We start from the raw sequence: 18,255 nt of genomic DNA, 5'->3' as shown, positions 1-18,255 counted from the left end.
GGTATTTACCCCTCAGTCAGGACAGATGGCCGCAGCGCACTCAAATAGCGACCAGCCCTTCTTTCTTTACCTGGCGGATCGTCAGCATGGTGCGCACGGTATCGACATGGGCATTCGCCGTCAGCACCTCAATCACGAAGTCCTGAAACTGCATCAGGTTTTCCGCAACACAATGCAGCAGAAAGTCCGTCTCCCCCGACGTCATCCAAGCCTGCCGCACCATTGACCAGTCCGATGTAGCCTGCGCGAAGGATTTGAGCTCGGTTTCAGACTGATGCTTGAGTCCAACCATACAGAAGGCGACAAGATCATAGCCAAGCTTCGGGGCATTCAGCATGGCATTATAGCCCTCTATGATGCCAGCCTCCTCCAGCCGGCGCACACGGCGCAGGCAGGGCGGAGCCGAAATACCAACCCGTTCGGCGAGTTCAACATTGGTCATACGTCCATCGCGCTGAAGCTCACGCAAAATCCTGAGATCAACGACATCGAGATCGGCGCGCATGAAATATTCCTTAAATTGCGGTGTACTCGCCCGAAAGAGCGGCTATGCGCAATATAATTACAACAATCAGCATGATTCTTTCAACCAATTGAAATCGACTGTTGGTAGGTTTACCTCCGGCCTTGAATCTGCCGCCGGTCCGGCCATAAATGGAAGCTGAGAGAATATAAATCGGCGCAGGCGATTCCATTAAGACGTGTTGAGCGCTGAACCCAAGGATTACGCATGACCAACCATCACACGCAGGTTTTGATCATTGGCTCCGGCCCGGCCGGCTACACCGCTGCGATTTATGCAGCCCGTGCGATGATGAAGACGACACTTATCGCCGGACTGGAACAGGGTGGCCAGCTGACGATCACAACAGACGTGGAGAACTATCCCGGTTTTGCCGACCCTATACAGGGTCCCTGGCTGATGGAACAAATGCTGGCCCAGGCAGAAAATGTCGGAGCAGACATCGTCAATGATGTCGTCAATCACCTCGACCTTTCCAGGCGCCCATTTACGGCGACGACGGATTCCGGCGAGACCTGGACTGCGGATACGGTTATTCTGGCGACCGGCGCTCAGGCCAAATGGCTTGGTCTGGAAAGCGAGCAGAAATTCAACGGCGGTGGCGTCTCGGCCTGCGCAACATGCGATGGCTTTTTCTACCGCAATAAGGATGTGGTGGTTGTTGGTGGCGGTAACTCCGCCGTCGAAGAGGCGCTTTATCTGGCCAATATCGCCAAATCCGTAACGGTCGTGCATCGCCGCGATGCGTTCCGCGCTGAAAAGATTCTTCAAAAGCGTTTGTTTGCGATGGAAAACGTCAAGATCATCTGGAACCATACGGTTGAGGAAATCACAGGAACAGCAGCCGTGCCGCCGCTTCCGCCATCGGTAACCGGGGTGCGCCTGAAAAACGCCAAAACCGGCGAAGAGAAGACACTGGACACTGACGGGGTTTTCGTCGCCATTGGCCATGCACCGCAAGTGGATCTGATTAAAGACCAGCTGGAACTGAAACCGAACGGTTACCTGTGGACAGAACCGGGCACGACAAGAACCAGTATTGAAGGTGTCTTCGGTGCGGGCGATGTGACAGACGATAATTATCGTCAGGCGGTGACAGCCGCCGGAATGGGCTGTATGGCAGCCCTTGAAGCAGAACGCTTTTTGACCAGCCAGAAAGCCGGAACCCTGGCGGCTGCGGAGTAGAGACAATGAAAAGCACGAGCATGCCTCTCGACTGGGATAAGCTGCGGATATTTCATGCCGCAGCGGAGGCCGGTTCGTTTACGCATGCCGCCGACAAGCTCCACCTTTCACAATCGGCCATCAGCCGGCAGGTCAGCGCGCTGGAGCAGGATGTCGGCGTCAAACTGTTTCATCGCCACGCGCGCGGCCTGATCCTGACCGAGCAGGGTGAATTGCTCTACAGGACAGCGCATGACGTTCTGCTGAAACTGGAGGGCGTTCGCAACCGCCTGACCGAAACCAAGGAAAAGCCCTCGGGCAAGCTTCGCGTCACGACAACGGTCGGACTTGGACAGGGCTGGCTCACAGACAAGGTTCAGGAGTTTCTGCAGCTTTATCCTGATATGCAGATCCAGCTTATTCTCGACAATGAAGAGCTGGATGTAAACATGCGCCATGCCGATTGCGCCATCCGGCTGCGGCAACCGCAGCAGCCGGACCTCATACAGCGCAAACTGTTCACCGTGCATATGCACGTCTACGCGTCACCCTCCTACATCAACCGCCACGGCGAGCCGCAGTCGATCGAAGACCTCGATAATCACCGGATCATTTCCTTTGGCGAACCGGCGCCGGGTTACCTGCTGGATGTGAACTGGCTGGAAATCGCAGGACGCTCTTCTGATAACCCTCGCCCCGCCCATCTGCAGATCAACTCGCTAACGTCAATCAAGCGCGCAGCGCTGCTCGGCATTGGTATCGCCATGCTGCCAGACTATATTGTCGGTCGCGATCCCGGCTTGCTGCAATTGGTAACACATGCCGACGTTCCGACTTTCGACACATATTTCTGCTATCCGGATGAAATGAAGAATTCAGCAAAATTGAAAGTCTTCCGCGACTTTATCGTGTCAAAATCACGCAACTGGAGCTTCTGAGAAGCAAACTCTGCGGGAGTGGATAAACACTCCGTGATGCGATGGTCAGGTCTTCGTAACAGCATCAGAACGTTACGATCAGAGCCTGCCAACCGCTGCCTGCCCATCAAGTCACTGTGGTTAACTGCACCGACTTGCCCGGCTCCTTCCCTACCCGAACATCCAACAAGAGAATGAAGCACCGCGAATCGTGTTTTTTTCACGACGGGATCATACAGACAGCTTCTGAACAGCGCGAAATTTCACACGCCTGAACTTTTCCGGCCTAAAAACGTAAGTCAAAACCTACAGAAAAAGATGAATGCACAAGTTCCAGCCTCTAAAAAAATATAAACCAAACGATAAATTTTGCACATTTTTTAGTCAACATTCATCACTGAATATATTTTGCACACAAAAGTAGGTATTTTTCAAAAAATGCATGGCTGCCATGCACAAAGGAAACTTGTGTTATGCCTAATTCAAGAGCATATCGCACACAGCTGATGCAGTTGGTGCCCAACTTCTCCTTGGTGCACCGCAGCAGCTGTTCCCCTCTGGAGGTTTTGAGAAGCCTTCTAACTTTAAAGGGCCCCGATTTTTCGGTGGCCCTCTTTTTTTATCCCGCACAAATTGAACTTTTTTTTCGCATCAAGCGATGAAAACTATTGCATTGCGCACAAAAAAGAACCATATCGAATTACAGCTGATGCGTTGGCGGTTGGCTCTCCAGTCCCGCCGCAGCAGCTGTTCCCCTCTGGAGGTTTAACCTTCACAACTTATACAGGGCCCCATTTGGAGGCCCTTTTTTTTGCGCGATTTTTGGGCTTCACTACGCATGCTTTCGCCTCCGGCAGGCCATTGCCTGTGCGCAGACGGCCTCACTTTCCGTCCGAAAAGAAACCAAGAGACGCGCCCGACTTCCTGCTGGCCGATGCTGTAATCTGCGGGGTGGAATTGCCTGAAGTACGGGCTTACGCTACAGATGTGATCTGACCGTATGTTTGGTTTACGGCTCTGGAAGGGAATTCATGGCCAATCTCTTTGACCCCATCACAATCGGCGACGTGACGCTGGAAAACCGGATTGTCATGGCGCCTCTCACCCGTAACCGGGCGCCGGACGCGACACCGGGAGCGCTCAACGTAGAATATTACAGGCAACGCGCTTCTGCCGGCCTGATCATTTCAGAAGCGACAGCGATTACCGCGCAGGCGCAGGGCTATTCTCATGTGCCCGGACTTTACACAGACGAAGCAATTGCGGGCTGGAAGCAGGTCACAGCAGCCGTCCATGAAGCGGGCGGAAAAATTTTCTGCCAGCTCTGGCATGTCGGGCGCATTTCACACAAGTCACTGCAGCCCTTCGGTGATCCGCCGGTTGCGCCCTCGGCATTACAGGCCAAAGCCAAAACGTTTGTCATTTATCCTGACGGCACGGGGGACTTTGTCGAAACCTCAGTGCCACGGGCGCTGAAGCCTTTTGAGATTTCCGGCATTATCGAGGATTTCCGGCAGGCGGCGCGTAACGCAATGACGGCAGGTTTTGACGGTGTGGAGATTCACGCAGCAAACGGTTATTTGATTGACCAGTTTTTGCGCTCCGGAACTAATCAGCGAACCGACCTTTATGGCGGCCCGGTTGAGAACCGCGCCCGCTTCATGTTCGATGTTGTCGGTGCAATCTCGCGAGAAATCGGCGCAGGCCGCACAGCCATTCGTCTTTCCCCGGTTACGCCTGCCAATGATATCGAGGATGAGAACCCACAGCTGCTGTTCAACTATGTGGCAAGCCAGCTCAGCGCCTATGACCTCGCCTATGTGCATATCATTGAAGGTGCAACCGGCGGCGACCGCGCGTTTTATCAGGGCGAGCGCCCCTTCAACTATGATGAAATGCGCGAAACCTATTATCGCACCGAAGGCACTGGCGCCTGGATGGTCAATAATGGTTATGACCGGACAATGGCCATCGATGCACTGGAAAAGGAACGCGCGGACCTGATCTGTTTTGGCCGCGCCTATATTGCCAACCCTGATCTGGTGCGCCGTCTTCGTATCAATGCGCCTTTGAATACCATGGATCAGAAAACACTTTATGGCGGCGGAGCAGAGGGCTATGTCGATTATCCGATGCTCGGTGGCTGAAATTCTGATTTGAAGACCTAAATCTGGCTGCAGAAACCGCGCGTTGCCGCCCCTCGGCACAAAGCGGGCATGACAAAAGGAGTCAGATATGAAAGCCGCAACACACGATACGTTTGGTGAACCACGCGACGTGTTGAACGCCGGAGAGATCGCCAAACCCGAACCCAAAGCCGGAGAAGTTCTGGTACGTATGACCCTCTCGCCGATCCACAATCACGACCTGTGGACTGTGCGAGGCACTTATGGCTACAAGCCTGACCTTCCGGCTATCGGTGGCTCCGAAGCAGTCGGCACGATTGAGGCCGTTGGTGAAGGCGTGGACGAAGGGCTGATGGGAAAGCGCGTGACGGCTTCAGGCGTGCGCGGAAGCTGGAGCGAATACTTTACCGTGCCAGGCGGCTCCGTCATCCCCCTGCCCGATGCGATTGAAGATGAGGCCGCCGCCCAGCTGGTTGCCATGCCGTTCAGCGCCATCTCACTTCACGACTTTCTGAATGTTTCGGAAGGCGACTGGGTAATCCAGACGGCAGCCAATGGTGCCGTTGGCAAAATCCTTGCCGTTCTGGCGAAGTCTCGCGGCGTTAATGTTGTCAACCTTGTTCGTCGCGCAGAAGCGGCGGAGGAAATCAGTAATCTTGAGAATATCGTCGTAACCACTGAGGACGGCTGGCAGGACAAGGTCCGGGCCATCACCGGCGAAAAGGGTGCAAAAGCTGCCGTCGATTCGGTTGGCGGTAAGGCAGCGGCTGATCTCATCAGCCTTCTTGGGGATGACGGTCTCCTCGTCACCTTCGGTTCAGCCACTGGCGAACCGGTTCCGGTTGCATCCGGCGAAGTGATCTTTAAACAACTGACCATCAAAGGTTTCTGGGGTGCGCGTGTTATCCGCGATATGGAACCGGAGAAAAAAGCCGCGCTCATGAAGGAACTGATTGGCCTTGCAGCCTCCGGCAAGCTTCCGCTTGATGTCGGCGGCGTCTATGCGCTGGATAATATTATCGAAGCCGTAGATGCCGCTCTGACACCGGGCCGTAACGGCAAAATCATGATGAAGGGCTGACAACACTCAGCCTTCCGGAAAGGAGCACGCGATGTCAGGCCTCATCAGGCAGGAATATCTTCTGGTGCAGGCACTGGCACTTGCCGCCATTGCTTTCTTTCTGGAGCACCATATTCTGTCAGGCAGTCAGAGCGTCTCGCTTCTGGCTGCCGCACTGCTCGTAATATCAATCGCCTGCGCGTCCATGCGCGTGGCACATCATGCAGAAATACTGGCCGAAAAGGCGGGCGATCCCTACGGCACGATGATCCTGACGCTCTCTGCTGTTCTGGTGGAGGTGCTTATTCTGGTCATTATGATGCGTGAGAGCGAACAACCAACGCTGGTCCGCGATACAATCTACTCTGCTGTGATGCTGGATATTAACGGCATTCTGGGCATTGCCGCTCTTCTGGGTGGCCTGAAACACGGCGAACAGCCCTATAATGACGACTCCGGGAAAACCTACTCGGTGATGATCCTGACCGCCATGGGCATCTCTATGGTGGTGCCGGATTTCATTCCGCAGGAAAGCTGGCATTATTATTCTGCCTTTACGATCATAGCGATGCTGGCACTCTATGCGGTTTTTCTGAAAATGCAGGTTGGGCAGCACAGCTACTTCTTTGCCTATCGCTACCCCAAGATGAGCCAGACACAGTCAGATACGCCCCGCAAAGAGCCCGCTCACAGCAAAACATCTCTTTCCATTTCCATCACGGTCCTCGTCATCGGTGTTATTCTGATCGGAGCCGAAGCCGAGTTCATGTCCGCTTTCCTCAATCACGGGCTTGAAGGCACGGGCGCACCTCTGGCTCTAACCGCCATTCTGGTCGCGGCAATTGCGGCCGGGCCGGAAATTCTGACCGCCTTGCGCGCAGCCCTGCGCAATCGCATGCAGGCAGTTGTCAATATCGCCCTTGGCGCGTCTCTCTCCACGGTGATCCTGACCGTGCCGGTGGTCGAATCCATCGCTCTTTTCACCGGTCAGCCGTTCACGATGGCCATGACCCCGGTTCAGATCACCATGGTGACGATCACACTGATCGCCGCCGCCATTAATGTAAACGACGGCGAGACGAATGCGATTGAGGGCATGACGCATTTCGTACTGTTTGCAACATTTATCATGCTGTCCGTGCTTGGGCTTTGATCTCTGAAGACTGAAGTTCTGAAACCGGCAGGCAGCGATAAGCTTCAAGGGTCGCACGCACGGCCAGGTCGATCGGCGTTCGTGGTTCCTCACCAAGCACAGCTACAAGCTTTTCGTTCTGCATGTGTAGTGGCTGGCGCCAAAGATAGCGGATTTCCCGGATTTCCCGCATGATTGGCACGAACGGAGAAAGCAGCGGCACAAGAAACCACGGAAAATGTCTCACCTTCAGTTGCGGCTGAGCGCTCGCACGCCGGATCGCGGCAATCATCTGCTCACCATCCTGATCCCAGAAACCCTCGAAATGAAATACATTGTGCAAGGGCAGGTTATCACTACGCTCAGCGAGACGAACAAAGGTTTCAGCAAGATCGGGAAGATAAGCCCACTGATGGCCGACGCCAGGCGCTGAGAGCTTTGTCACCGCCTTCAGCGATTTTCCGGGACGGATCATCTGCGCAAACCAGCTATTGCCGGCTCCGGTACCCGATCCAAAAAAATCGCCTGCACGCACCAGAACAACCTGCGTGCCCTCCCATGCCACGTCGCGCAGCCGCTCCTCCATCAAAATGCGGATCCGCCCTTTCCGGGTTTTTGCGGTCTGCGGACTGTCTTCTGCAGGCGAGGGAAAAACGTCCGGACCGAAATTGTAAACCGTGCCGGGAAACAGGATACGCGCATTATGCGCTTTGGCGGCAGCAATCGTGCTTTCCAACATCGGGAGAACCAGCTTGTCCCAGTCCCGATACTCCGGCGGATTAACACCATGGAAGATGAAATCGACGCCTGTCGCGGCTTTGGCAACCGCTTCCCTGCACATCGCATCTCCGGCTATCCACGCGTAATCTGGAAACCTTTCGCGATGGCGCTCCGGATTCCGGCTCAGCGCTTTGACATGAAAGCCTGCGCTGTTGAATGCCCGGGCAACAGCACCGCCAACACCGCCCGTTGCGCCGAGCACCAGAATAGACCGCTGCTTCTGCTCTATGGTGTTTTGAACCATGACATACTCCTTTGTTCGTCCGAGGCACTGCGGCGAGTATCCATCCAGAAACAAACAAACGGAATTGTATAAAACAGTATCGCGTGTATACATATTCGTATGGCGAAACCGGATCATGGCTGGGACCATTACCGAACCTTACTGGCGGTTCTCGAAACCGGGTCGCTTTCTGCGGCTGCGCGCAAGCTGGGCATCACACAGCCAACGGCGGGGCGCCATATTGAAGCGCTGGAAGAGGATGCAGGCCAGCAGTTATTTACCCGCTCTCAGCGCGGCCTTGAGCCAACCGAGACAGCACGCAGCCTGAAGGGCTATGCTGAAACGATGGCATCAGCTGCCGATGCGATAAAACGCGCCACATCGGAAGAAAGCGGCACTGTGTCCGGCAGCGTGCGTGTGAGTGCAAGCGAAGTCATTGCCATTGAGGTTCTGCCGCCCATCATCGCACCGCTGCTGAAAACTCATGAAAAGCTGAAGGTTGAGCTTTCGGTTTCTGACCAGATTGAAGACCTGCTCCACCGTCAGGCCGATATCGCGCTCAGAATGGTTGAACCGGCACAGGACGCACTGGTGACGAAATTCATCGGCAGAATTCCGATCGCCTGTTTCGCCCACCGCGATTTCATTGCCGAATATGGAATGCCTGAAAGCTTCGATGACCTCGCGAAAATGCGGTGTATCGGTTTTGATCATCAGCTTGCCTATGTCCGGGATGTCCTGAAAGCCTTCCCCAGCCTTGCGATCCCGGATTTCAGTTTCCGCAGCGATAGCAACCTCGCACAGCTTGCAGCGATCCGCGCTGGTTGCGGTATCGGCTTCTGCCAGGTTCCGCTGGGGCGTTCCAACCCGGACCTGGTGGAGGTACTCAAAGGCAAAATACCATTCTCTTTACCGGTCTGGATTGCCATGCATGAAGACCTGCGCCATGCGCCGCGCTGCCGCGCAACCTTTGACACCCTTGCTGAAGGTATGTCCGCCTATATTCGCCGCAGTGCCGCGTAGCACAATCACCGGCTGCCGGAGAGATAGCGCTCCAGGGTGATCGCCCATTGCTGGGTTTCCAGCGTGTTGAGGATGGCAATATCGACAGTTTTTCGGTCCGGGCTGTTTTTGGGCAGCATCAGCCCATAGTTTTCCTGCCCGAACTGCAGGGGCGTCAGATAGATGTCGCTGTTTCCCGAAATCATCCACTGCAAGACGGCGCGATCATAGACAAAGGCATCAATATCACCCTTTTCCAGTGCTTCAAGCCCGCCGGAGACTGTCGCGTAATCGCTGGCGTGAATACTCATCGCCGACAGATATTTATCCGATGCCGAATTGGAAATCGTGCCGACCCGCGCACTCGAAAGGTCCGAGATATTATTCATGATGCCGGTATTGATTGAAGCACTGAAACCGGCGGCCAGTTGAGCGGTGGTAATCGCTGCAAGGATCAAGGCAGCGAACATCCAGAACATGGCCAGAAGCCTGCCCAGAAAGGTGACAGGGGCCTTGTCGCCATATCCAACCGTCGTCATGGTGACCGTAGCCCACCAGAAACCGGAGAAAATGCCGCGGCCGGGTCTTGGTTCAAACTGTTCCGGATTGGCGCGCCGCTCCAGCAACCAGATAAAGGCTCCCACAAAGAACAGCGGGCCGGTCAGCAAGCCCAGCATCGACAAAAAGGCCGGAGACGTCAAAAGGCCAAAGATAAAGGTCGGACCAAGGTGGTCCGCAAGCCGGACAGCAACACCGGCGCCACCACTGTAATAAGGCTGTGAGAAATCGATCCGCTGCTCGTCCCGCGCATTGATGGGAACAGGGCCGACAGCGGCATCAAGCCGGCCTTGAGCAACGGCATCAACCATATTTTCAGGCGCGGTCTCGACGAAATCGTATTCCACACTTAACGCATTGGCGACGTGGTTGAGAAGATCAACACCGATTCCGGACCATTGCCCTTCTCCGTGATTGAGAATGAAGGGCGCAACCGGCGTAATTCCGATTTTCAAGGGCGTCTGGGCAGAAATGGTCTGGTCTCGACCACTCTTCCCGGCCGCGACAGGTTCCAGCATCTGCTGTGCGAATGCCGGAACAGTGGCCAGCGGGGCTAGACAGGCCAGCAAGAAAGCCAGCACCATCCGCAGCCCGGCGCGCGCTGGCAATCTCAAGAAAGCATTCTGCCCGCGCGCACCTGAATAATCCAGAAATGATTGCAACTGACCGGCCCCTCAACGTTTCAGCCGGGCTATAGCGTCTTTCTCCGGCTTTGTTAAGCATAGCAGGACATATTGCCTTCTGCCGGAATCCGCGCATGAAAAAGGCGGAGTGTGACACTCCGCCTTGAGATTTTCATCTGCCTAAGGCGCTGTTACTTGCAGGCGGCGCAGAAACGCTGGATACGCTTGCAGGATTCTTCCAGCAACGCCTCAGAGGTCGCATAGGAAATGCGGAAGTTCGGACCAAGGCCGAAGGCAGATCCGTGAACCACAGCCACACCTTCTGATTCCAGAAGCTCGGTCACAAAGTCTTCGTCAGTTTCCATGACCTTGCCCGAAGGCGCTGCCTTGCCCATCAGGCCTGCGCAGGACGGATAAACATAAAAGGCACCTTCAGGCGTCGGGCACTCAATGCCTACAGCCTCATTCAGCATCGCAACAACGAGATCACGACGCTTTTCAAAGGCTTCAGCGCGCTCAGGAATGAAATCCTGCGTGCCGTTCAGCGCCTCGACAGAAGCCCACTGAGCGATGGAGCAGGCACCCGAAGTCTGCTGGCTCTGGATCGTAGTCATCGCCTTGATGAGGGCCTCCGGGCCCGCAGCATAGCCGATACGCCAGCCCGTCATGGCATAAGCCTTCGAAACGCCATTCATCGTCAGCGTGCGATCATAAAGGCCGGGCTCGACCTGCGCCGGAGTGACGAATTCGAAATCCCCATAGGTCAGATGTTCATACATGTCGTCAGTCAGAACCCAGACCTGCTCATGCTTCATCAGCACATCGGTTAGCGCCTTCAGCTCATCATGCGTATAGGCCGCACCCGACGGGTTTGATGGCGAGTTAAAGATGAACCACTTGGTCTTCGGCGTAATGGCCTTTTCAAGGTCTTCCGGCTGCAGCTTGAAGTTATTCTCCTGGGTCGTCGAAACGAAGACCGGCTTGCCGCCGCAAAGGGATACCATTTCCGGGTACGAAACCCAGTAGGGCGCCGGAATGACAACTTCATCACCTTCGTTCATCGTGGCCAGAAAGGCATTGAACAGGATCTGCTTGCCGCCCGTTCCAACGATCGTCTGCGAAACTTTGTAATCAAGGCCATTTTCGCGCTTGAACTTAGCGACGATCGCTTCGCGCAGCGGCTGAATGCCGGGAACCGGCGTATACTTCGTCTCACCGCGATTAATCGCTTCGATTGCAGCGGCCTTGATATTATCCGGCGTGTCAAAATCGGGTTCACCAGCACCAAGGCTGATGACGTCGCGGCCTGTCGCTTTAAGGTCGCGCGCTTTCTGTGCAACGGCGATTGTTGCGGAAGGCTTGATGCGGGAAAGGGCGTCAGCGAGAAAGGCCATATTTGACTGTCCTGTAATCTAGATTGATACCTGAAACTTCCAAAAAAGTTCGAAAGCTTTCAAGACGACCGTCTAAGCGCAGTTTGACGGCGGTTTCAAGCGCTATCCGCGACCTTAAGGCGTTTCAAAGGCAAATTGACCCGATCTTCAGCCTCGCAACCGCAGAACAGCAGGCCCCGTTGCGCTTCGGTGACAGCATCGGCATGAAACACTTTGTTAACCCTACCACAAATGTGCCTTAAAAACTGTCCAGCGTTGCCATTTCCAGTCCCGATCTTGTCGCAATCACCTGTCTTTATGAAAGCATTGGAAAAGTTCGGCAGGAAAAGCCAGATGACACAGCTGAAGAAATCACATTCTGGAACGCGGATCAGACGCGCTTTGAATAATTTGAAACTGCACCGGACGCTTTTTTCGATCACTGCCATCCCGGTCATTGCAATGCTGGCACCTTCGCAGGCTGCATCGGCCAACAGCAGCATTCACGCCCTGTCCGGCCAGACCCTGTCGAATTCGCCGGCGCTGATATTCAACGACTATCTCAACTTCGCGCCAAAAAACAACGCACAGGCCCTTGGAAGCCTTCTGTCTGAAAGCCTGGCCCGGGATATCATGATCGGCGCGATGCTCGCGATTTGTATCGCGATGATCGCCGGCGCCTCATTTCTGTTTCGCGAAAACGTCAATCACATCCGCTCGGAAGCTGAAGCCAGAAAGCGCGAGAGCCTATGCGACTTTTGATGGCACACAGCACATCTACTGGCTATCGGTCTTAAGCACCGGCAAGTCTTTCGCCTGCCAGATCAACGGCCAGTTCTCAGCGCCTGCATCATTGCCATCGCAGGCGTTTTTGGCACGTTCATGTGTCAGCACCAACGGGTTTCCGCTCGCCTCCGGATCGATGCGCCAATAATGCGCAAGCCCACAATCTCCGAGGCCGCGCCCCAGATAGGTCGAGGAAAGCTTCATATTCTTCAGATCGAAATTGACGTTGTAGACCGTATCGAGAACGGTGATACCGTCCGTGCCGAAATTCGGAAATTCTGAACGGTGGAAGTCCTGATCACGCCCGACATAGATCTGATAAGGCTGATTATAAGCACCGCTGGCACCACATGGCAGCACAATGATCGTTGTCGATTTTCCTTTGAAGCCAAACGCATCAGCCTGTTCAAGATGCGCCTCATCTGTATAGCAGAAGCTGTTTTCATCCGAGAGATTTCTCAGGATCGACTGAGGCAGTTCTTCATAGAGATCGATTGACCAGACATTGGCCTTTTCAGGCGGCGTGATATTTCCCGGTGCAACAATGGCATCACTGCGCCCTTCACGACCCTGATAAACATCGATGAAACGGGCGCTGTCCAAAAGTCCGGTCAGCATGATACTGGCACTGAACTCCCCTAATCCGCCGCTATAGCTTACCGTCGCCTGCTTTCCGTCAGCCATGCGCCTGAAAAGCCTGATCATCTCACCCGGTTGAGAAACGCCCAGTGTGCCGGAAGCATTGTTGCGGACAATCTGGCTGACACGCACCGAAAACACATCCGCACCGTCGACGGAAATGCTGAATTCTCCCTTTGCGTCGCCCTTTTCAGCAAAGCCGGGCGGTGAAGGCAGACTGAGGGTCAGTGGCGCATTGGAGTCGATCGTGCGATGCCACTGGATCGCAGCGATATCTGCACGGCCACTCTGACCGGCAGGTGGATTGAACGAAATCGTGCAGCCATAGCCGTTATTGCAGCTGACCGCCCAGTCATCAATCTGACGGTACTCGAAAGCATCAGCGCGCCCGAAAAATCCTGCGCTGAAGATCAACGCCAAAGCGGTCAGGCGCATAAATGAAGGCGTGCGCATACCTCACAGTCTCCCTCGTCAGGTGCCCGGGCTGGTTCACTTCTGGTAAAGCAATGGTGCCTGCCAGCCGGAAGATGGTTCCCTATACCACCGAAACCGCCAAAGGCCAGTCACGACAGGAGAACACATGCCGGAATAAACAGCAAAAAATAAATACGCTAGGCTTCGCTGTCGATACTGATCCGGACCCGGTCCGCAGCAAAGCGGGTCACAGCATACTGCACCGGCACACCATCAAGGTCAGTATTGAGTGACCGGGCAATCAGAACGATGGCACCTGGAGACAAGCCAAGTGCCTTGCAGTCATCCGGCATCGCATGGCTTGCCGTAACATCTGTATGTTTTCGAACATAATCATGCAGCCCGAGCTTGCGAAATGCGGCCGTGACAGATCGTGTTGCCAAAAACGCTTCTGAAATGCCGGCGAACCGTTCTGACGGAAACCAGCTTGAAGACCGGGACAGAGCAACACCATCGGCTCTGCGAACGGTTTCAACGCGAATCACTCGGGCTCCAGCTTCAAGACCAAGGCGTTCCGCCAGCTTCGCACTGGCCGGTTCTTCGCATGTTTCAAGCAGGTCACCATCAAAAACGCGCGCCTGCTCTCCCAGCCCTTCAGAAAACCGGGTGCGTCGCGAAATGGGAAATGAATACAGCTCCTGCCGCACAACAAATGTTCCGCGCCCGCGCTCAGATCGCAAAACACCTTCCCGCGACAAAGCCGCGACGGCTGCCCTCACCGTGTGCCGGTTCACGCCGAACCGTTCTGCCAACTCAGTTTCGGGCGGGATCATGCCGGTTTCATCATATTCATGATTTCCGATAGACTGACGGATTCGGTCAGCAATCTGCCGCCATAGCGCGACACCATTGATCCGCACCAGTCCATCACCACCGTCAGTTCTGCCGTTCATAGGTTTCTTGTCCATTGGCCAATTGGCAAGGTCATAAGCCTGTCATACGCAGCTGTTATCACACCGCTATGTATAGTTGTCTACATTAATAGACATTAGCGGATAAAACAATGGGCGCACAACCGAAAACCGACACTTTGAACGAGGACGCGCAAAACGGACGCAAAGCCGTTTCCGGCCTGCTGGCACGCGCGCTTTCAGAAGAACTGGAACCAGCTCTTCAGGCCCTTGCAGGCGATGAAGAAATCACACCTCTGCGCGGCCCGGAAACCGGGCTGGTCATGCTGCGCGGCAGGATTGGCGGCGGCGGCTCAGGCTTCAACCTGGGAGAAACCACCGTCAGCCGCGCGAGCATCAGGCTTTCAGACGGGCTGGTCGGGCATGGCCACTGCCTCGGCACAGACAGAAAGAAGGCCCAGATGATCGCCATTTTTGACGCGCTCTATCAGCGCTCTTCCATGGCTGAAAAGCTGGAAAAGACACTTCTTGGCAAAGTGCGCACGCGCATTGCAAGCGAACAAAAAAAACAGGCGGAAGAAACGGCAGCCACGCGGGTGGACTTCTTCACCATGGTCCGGGGAGACAATTGATGGAAGAAAAGAACGCAATTCTGCACGGTGGTTTTGACAATCCGGTATTCGATTCACAGTCCGTCTTCCGCGCTGTGATGGATGGCATGGCCGAGCCGGGCACAATCCGCCAAATAGAGGCTGAAACCCTCGCACCTGAACCTGTCGGACCGGCCATGAGCGCCGTCCTTCTGGCGCTCGCAGATGCCGACACGCCAGTCTGGCTGACATCGACGCTGTCGGCAACGGCCTTGAAAAGCTGGCTCTCCTTTCATTGCGGGGCAAAAGAGACCGAAGAGAAAGCGCTTGCCGGATTTGCCGTCATCGAGAAGAACGCTGCTATTCCCTCTTTCGAGTTGTTTGCTACCGGCAGTCAGGAATATCCCGACCGTTCCACGACCCTGATCATCGAACTCCCCTCATTTGAAGGCGGTGAAACAATTACGCTGTCCGGTCCTGGCATCAGCGGAACACGGGCAATCGCACCGCAGGGCTTGCCGCCGCACTTTCTCGCGCGCTGGGCTGGGAACCGGGCAAGCTTCCCGCGCGGCATTGATATCATCTTTACCTGCGGAAGGCAGCTTTTCTGCCTGTCGCGCAGCACAACCATCACAGCTTAAGGGAGTGTGAGACGACATGTATGTGGCAGTAAAGGGCGGCGAAGCCGCCATTGAAAACGCCCACCGTCTTCTGGCAGACCGCAGGCGTGGTGATCGCAGCCTCCCGGCCATCACCATCGATCAGATCATTGCCCAGATGGCACTGGCGGTCGACCGTGTGATGTCTGAAGCGTCATTATATGACAGGGAACTGGCCGCACTCTCCTTAAAGCAGGCGCGCGGCGATATGATTGAGGCGATCTTTCTGCTGCGGGCCTATCGCACCACACTGCCCCGTTTTGGTTCATCCGAGCCGCTCGACACCGGCAATATGCGGATCGAGCGACGCATATCGGCAACCTACAAGGATTTGCCCGGCGGTCAGCTTTTAGGCCCGACCTTCGACTACACCCACCGGCTGCTGGACCCGGCACTTCTTGGCGAAAACGACGTGGAGCAACCTTCAGCGCGGGAAACCGATAACGGCAAGGCCATGCGGGTTTCCGATATTCTGGCCGGCGAAGGCCTGATTGAAGGCGATGGCAGCCTGCCGGAAGACCACCGCCCCGGCGACATCACCCGCGAACCGCTTGATTTTCCGATGGCCCGCGACACCCGCCTTCAGGCTCTTGCGCGCGGCGATGAAGGTTTTCTCCTCTCCCTCGCCTATTCCACCCAGCGCGGCTATGGCCGCAGCCATCCCTTTGCCGGGGAAATCCGAATCGGCATGGTCGAGGTTGAGCTGGACGTGCCGGAAATGGGATTTGCAGTTTCGCTCGGCGAAATCCGCCTGACCGAATGTCAGATGGTCAATCAGTTCAAAGGCTCTGCCAAGGCGCCGCCGCAGTTCACCCGTGGTTACGGTCTCGTCTTTGGCCAGTCGGAGAGGAAGGCCATGGCCATGTCACTGGTTGACCGGGCGCTCCGCGCCGACGAGCTGGGCGAAGATATCAACCACCCGGCGCAAGACGAGGAATTCGTGATTTCCCACTGCGACAATGTGCAGGCGACCGGTTTTGTCGAGCATCTGAAGCTTCCCCACTATGTCGACTTTCAGGCCGAGCTTGACCTCGTGCGCCGGATGCGCCGGTCGTTTGAAGACAACAGCCCGAGCGAAGAAAAAAAGGAGGCCGCGGAATGAACGCGCATGCTTCTGAGCTGGCGACCTACAACTTCGCCTATCTGGATGAACAAACCAAGCGGATGATCCGCCGGGCAATCCTGAAGGCAATTGCCATTCCCGGCTATCAGGTCCCGTTTGCCTCTCGCGAAATGCCAATGCCTTATGGCTGGGGAACCGGCGGCGTGCAGGTAACGGCCTCCATCATCGGCCCGGATGACTGCCTGAAGGTGATCGACCAGGGTGCCGACGACACGACCAATGCAGTCTCGATCCGAAAATTCTTCCAGACCGTGGCGAACGTCGATACCACGACGCATACTGCCGATGCTTCGATCATCCAGACGCGTCACCGCATTCCCGAGGAGCCACTCAAGCCCGGTCAGGTGATCGTTTTTCAGGTGCCGATCCCTGAACCACTGCGCTTTCTGGAGCCGCGTGAGACCGAAACTAGAAAAATGCATGCTCTGGAAGAATATGGCCTGATGCATGTTAAGCTCTATGAAGACATCGCCCACAACGGCCATATCGCAACGACCTATGCCTATCCGGTCAAGGTCAATGATCGCTATGTGATGGACCCGTCACCAACGCCGAAATTCGATAATCCGAAAATGGACAAGGCCGAGGCCCTGCAGCTTTTCGGTGCAGGCCGTGAAAAGCGGATCTATGCAATCCCACCCCATACCGAAGTTGTCAGCCTCGATTTTGAAGATCATCCGTTTGAGGTTCAGCACTTCGAGCAGCCCTGCGCTCTGTGTGGCGCGAAGGGCGTTTATCTCGATGAGGTCGTGCTCGATGACAAGGGCAAGCGCATGTTCGTCTGCTCGGACACCGACTATTGCGAAAGCCGCCGCGCAGACGGCCATACCGGCGATCAGGCGGGTCTTTTCGAGGGAGATGAGCGATGAACCCTGAACACCAAAACTCGCTTTTAAAAGTCAGTGGCGTCTCGAAATTTTACGGCACGAGACCCGGTTGCCTCGATGTGTCGTTCGATCTTTATCCCGGTGAAGTGCTTGCCATCGTCGGCGAAAGCGGATCCGGCAAAACGACGCTTCTGAATTGCATTTCGACCCGATTGATGCCAACCGCCGGAACCGTTGAATACCGGATGCGCAACGGCCGATTCGGTGACCTTTATCGCATGAGCGAGGCTGAAAGGCGCATGCTGATGCGAACCGACTGGGGCTTTGTGCATCAAAATCCGGCCGATGGTCTGCGGATGACAGTTTCTGCCGGGGCCAATGTTGGCGAGCGGCTGATGGCTGTCGGCAATCGCCATTATGGCGATATTCGCCAAACGGCGACGAAGTGGCTTGACCGCGTCGAAATTTCCGAGGACCGGATTGATGATCAGCCGCGCGCCTTTTCAGGCGGCATGCGCCAGCGGCTTCAGATCGCGCGCAACCTCGTCACAGGGCCTCGGCTCGTTTTCATGGATGAGCCGACCGGCGGTCTTGATGTTTCCGTGCAGGCGCGCCTGCTTGATCTGGTGCGTGGTCTTGTCAACGATCTGGGTCTGGCGGCGATTGTCGTCACCCACGATCTGGCTGTTGCCCGTCTTCTCTCGCACCGGATCATGGTTATGAAGGACGGTCACGTGATCGAACAGGGACTGACCGACCGCGTTCTTGATGACCCGCGCGAGCCCTATACCCAGCTTCTCGTTTCCTCCATTTTGCAGGTCTGAA

General features: G+C 55.5%; 19 protein-coding genes. 12 read left to right on the top strand and 7 right to left on the bottom strand.

Annotated features, from left to right (window positions below):
* Positions 1-40 precede the first annotated feature (40 nt).
* Positions 41-505: an Lrp/AsnC family transcriptional regulator gene (locus EDC90_RS00685; protein WP_132307480.1), complete on the bottom strand. Its 465-nt coding sequence runs from the start codon at positions 503-505 to the stop codon at positions 41-43.
* A 225-nt stretch (positions 506-730) separates the two neighbouring features.
* On the opposite strand from EDC90_RS00685, the gene trxB reads away from it, so the two are divergent.
* The 5 genes from trxB to EDC90_RS00660 all read left to right on the top strand — a co-directional run bounded on the left by trxB (position 731) and on the right by EDC90_RS00660 (position 6,943).
* Entirely contained in the window at positions 731-1,708 is a 978-nt protein-coding gene (gene trxB, locus EDC90_RS00680; protein WP_132307478.1) for a thioredoxin-disulfide reductase, read from the top strand.
* Positions 1,709-1,728: 20 nt separating this feature from the next.
* On the top strand, positions 1,729-2,625 hold the full coding sequence (locus EDC90_RS00675; protein WP_132307787.1) for a LysR family transcriptional regulator VtlR: 897 nt from the start codon (positions 1,729-1,731) through the stop codon (positions 2,623-2,625).
* A gap of 1,010 nt (positions 2,626-3,635) precedes the next feature.
* The gene (locus EDC90_RS00670) at positions 3,636-4,751 is read left to right on the top strand and encodes an alkene reductase (protein ID WP_132307476.1); all 1,116 of its coding nucleotides are present in this window, start codon (positions 3,636-3,638) and stop codon (positions 4,749-4,751) included.
* 88 nt (positions 4,752-4,839) lie between these two features.
* A complete protein-coding gene (locus EDC90_RS00665) occupies positions 4,840-5,811 on the top strand; it encodes a zinc-binding dehydrogenase (protein WP_132307474.1) in 972 nt (323 codons plus the stop codon).
* Positions 5,812-5,842: 31 nt separating this feature from the next.
* Positions 5,843-6,943: a calcium:proton antiporter gene (locus EDC90_RS00660; protein ID WP_132307472.1), complete on the top strand. Its 1,101-nt coding sequence runs from the start codon at positions 5,843-5,845 to the stop codon at positions 6,941-6,943.
* On the opposite strand, the gene EDC90_RS00655 is transcribed toward EDC90_RS00660, so the two are convergent.
* A complete protein-coding gene (locus tag EDC90_RS00655; RefSeq protein WP_132307470.1) occupies positions 6,918-7,946 on the bottom strand; it encodes an NAD-dependent epimerase/dehydratase family protein in 1,029 nt (342 codons plus the stop codon). The genes EDC90_RS00660 and EDC90_RS00655 overlap by 26 nt on opposite strands.
* A gap of 99 nt (positions 7,947-8,045) precedes the next feature.
* Between EDC90_RS00655 and EDC90_RS00650 the strand changes: the two genes are divergently transcribed.
* Positions 8,046-8,948, top strand: coding sequence for a LysR family transcriptional regulator (locus EDC90_RS00650; RefSeq protein ID WP_132307468.1), 903 nt, complete (start codon positions 8,046-8,048; stop codon positions 8,946-8,948).
* Between the two features lie 5 nt (positions 8,949-8,953).
* Here EDC90_RS00650 and EDC90_RS00645 read toward each other — a convergent pair whose 3' ends face one another.
* The 3 genes from EDC90_RS00645 to EDC90_RS00635 form a co-directional block, all read right to left on the bottom strand.
* On the bottom strand, positions 8,954-10,099 hold the full coding sequence (locus EDC90_RS00645) for a transporter substrate-binding domain-containing protein (protein ID WP_207903816.1): 1,146 nt from the start codon (positions 10,097-10,099) through the stop codon (positions 8,954-8,956).
* 200 nt (positions 10,100-10,299) lie between these two features.
* Positions 10,300-11,502, bottom strand: coding sequence for a pyridoxal phosphate-dependent aminotransferase (locus EDC90_RS00640; RefSeq protein ID WP_132307464.1), 1,203 nt, complete (start codon positions 11,500-11,502; stop codon positions 10,300-10,302).
* Positions 11,503-11,597: 95 nt separating this feature from the next.
* Positions 11,598-11,984 (bottom strand): hypothetical protein, encoded by a 387-nt coding sequence (locus EDC90_RS00635; protein ID WP_132307462.1) that lies wholly within the window; start codon positions 11,982-11,984, stop codon positions 11,598-11,600.
* On the opposite strand from EDC90_RS00635, the gene EDC90_RS00630 reads away from it, so the two are divergent.
* Entirely contained in the window at positions 11,944-12,243 is a 300-nt protein-coding gene (locus EDC90_RS00630; protein WP_132307460.1) for a hypothetical protein, read from the top strand. The two genes, EDC90_RS00635 and EDC90_RS00630, sit on opposite strands and share 41 nt — an antisense overlap.
* 15 nt (positions 12,244-12,258) lie before the next feature.
* Here EDC90_RS00630 and EDC90_RS00625 read toward each other — a convergent pair whose 3' ends face one another.
* Positions 12,259-13,359 (bottom strand): DUF1176 domain-containing protein, encoded by a 1,101-nt coding sequence (locus EDC90_RS00625; RefSeq protein WP_132307458.1) that lies wholly within the window; start codon positions 13,357-13,359, stop codon positions 12,259-12,261.
* Positions 13,360-13,517: 158 nt separating this feature from the next.
* Positions 13,518-14,273, bottom strand: coding sequence for a phosphonate metabolism transcriptional regulator PhnF (phnF, locus tag EDC90_RS00620; RefSeq protein ID WP_132307456.1), 756 nt, complete (start codon positions 14,271-14,273; stop codon positions 13,518-13,520).
* A gap of 110 nt (positions 14,274-14,383) precedes the next feature.
* Between phnF and phnG the strand changes: the two genes are divergently transcribed.
* Genes phnG through phnK form a run of 5 tightly spaced genes read left to right on the top strand, consistent with a single transcriptional unit; the run spans position 14,384 to position 18,254 of the window.
* On the top strand, positions 14,384-14,863 hold the full coding sequence (gene phnG / locus EDC90_RS00615) for a phosphonate C-P lyase system protein PhnG (RefSeq protein ID WP_132307454.1): 480 nt from the start codon (positions 14,384-14,386) through the stop codon (positions 14,861-14,863).
* The gene (gene phnH, locus EDC90_RS00610) at positions 14,863-15,462 is read left to right on the top strand and encodes a phosphonate C-P lyase system protein PhnH (protein ID WP_132307452.1); all 600 of its coding nucleotides are present in this window, start codon (positions 14,863-14,865) and stop codon (positions 15,460-15,462) included. Before phnG ends, phnH begins: the two co-directional genes overlap by 1 nt.
* A 16-nt stretch (positions 15,463-15,478) precedes the next feature.
* Positions 15,479-16,582, top strand: a complete 1,104-nt coding sequence (locus EDC90_RS00605; RefSeq protein ID WP_132307450.1) for a carbon-phosphorus lyase complex subunit PhnI — start codon at positions 15,479-15,481, stop codon at positions 16,580-16,582.
* On the top strand, positions 16,579-17,472 hold the full coding sequence (locus EDC90_RS00600; RefSeq protein WP_132307448.1) for an alpha-D-ribose 1-methylphosphonate 5-phosphate C-P-lyase PhnJ: 894 nt from the start codon (positions 16,579-16,581) through the stop codon (positions 17,470-17,472). Before EDC90_RS00605 ends, EDC90_RS00600 begins: the two co-directional genes overlap by 4 nt.
* Complete coding sequence (gene phnK, locus EDC90_RS00595; protein ID WP_132307446.1) at positions 17,469-18,254, top strand: phosphonate C-P lyase system protein PhnK; 786 nt, start codon at positions 17,469-17,471, stop codon at positions 18,252-18,254. The genes EDC90_RS00600 and phnK overlap by 4 nt, the downstream gene beginning before the upstream one ends.
* Position 18,255 lies beyond the last annotated feature (1 nt).

This window comes from Martelella mediterranea, assembly GCF_004342225.1.
Taxonomy (GTDB): Bacteria; Pseudomonadota; Alphaproteobacteria; order Rhizobiales; family Rhizobiaceae; genus Martelella; species Martelella mediterranea_B.
This window is presented reverse-complemented; position numbering and strand designations above follow the sequence as displayed.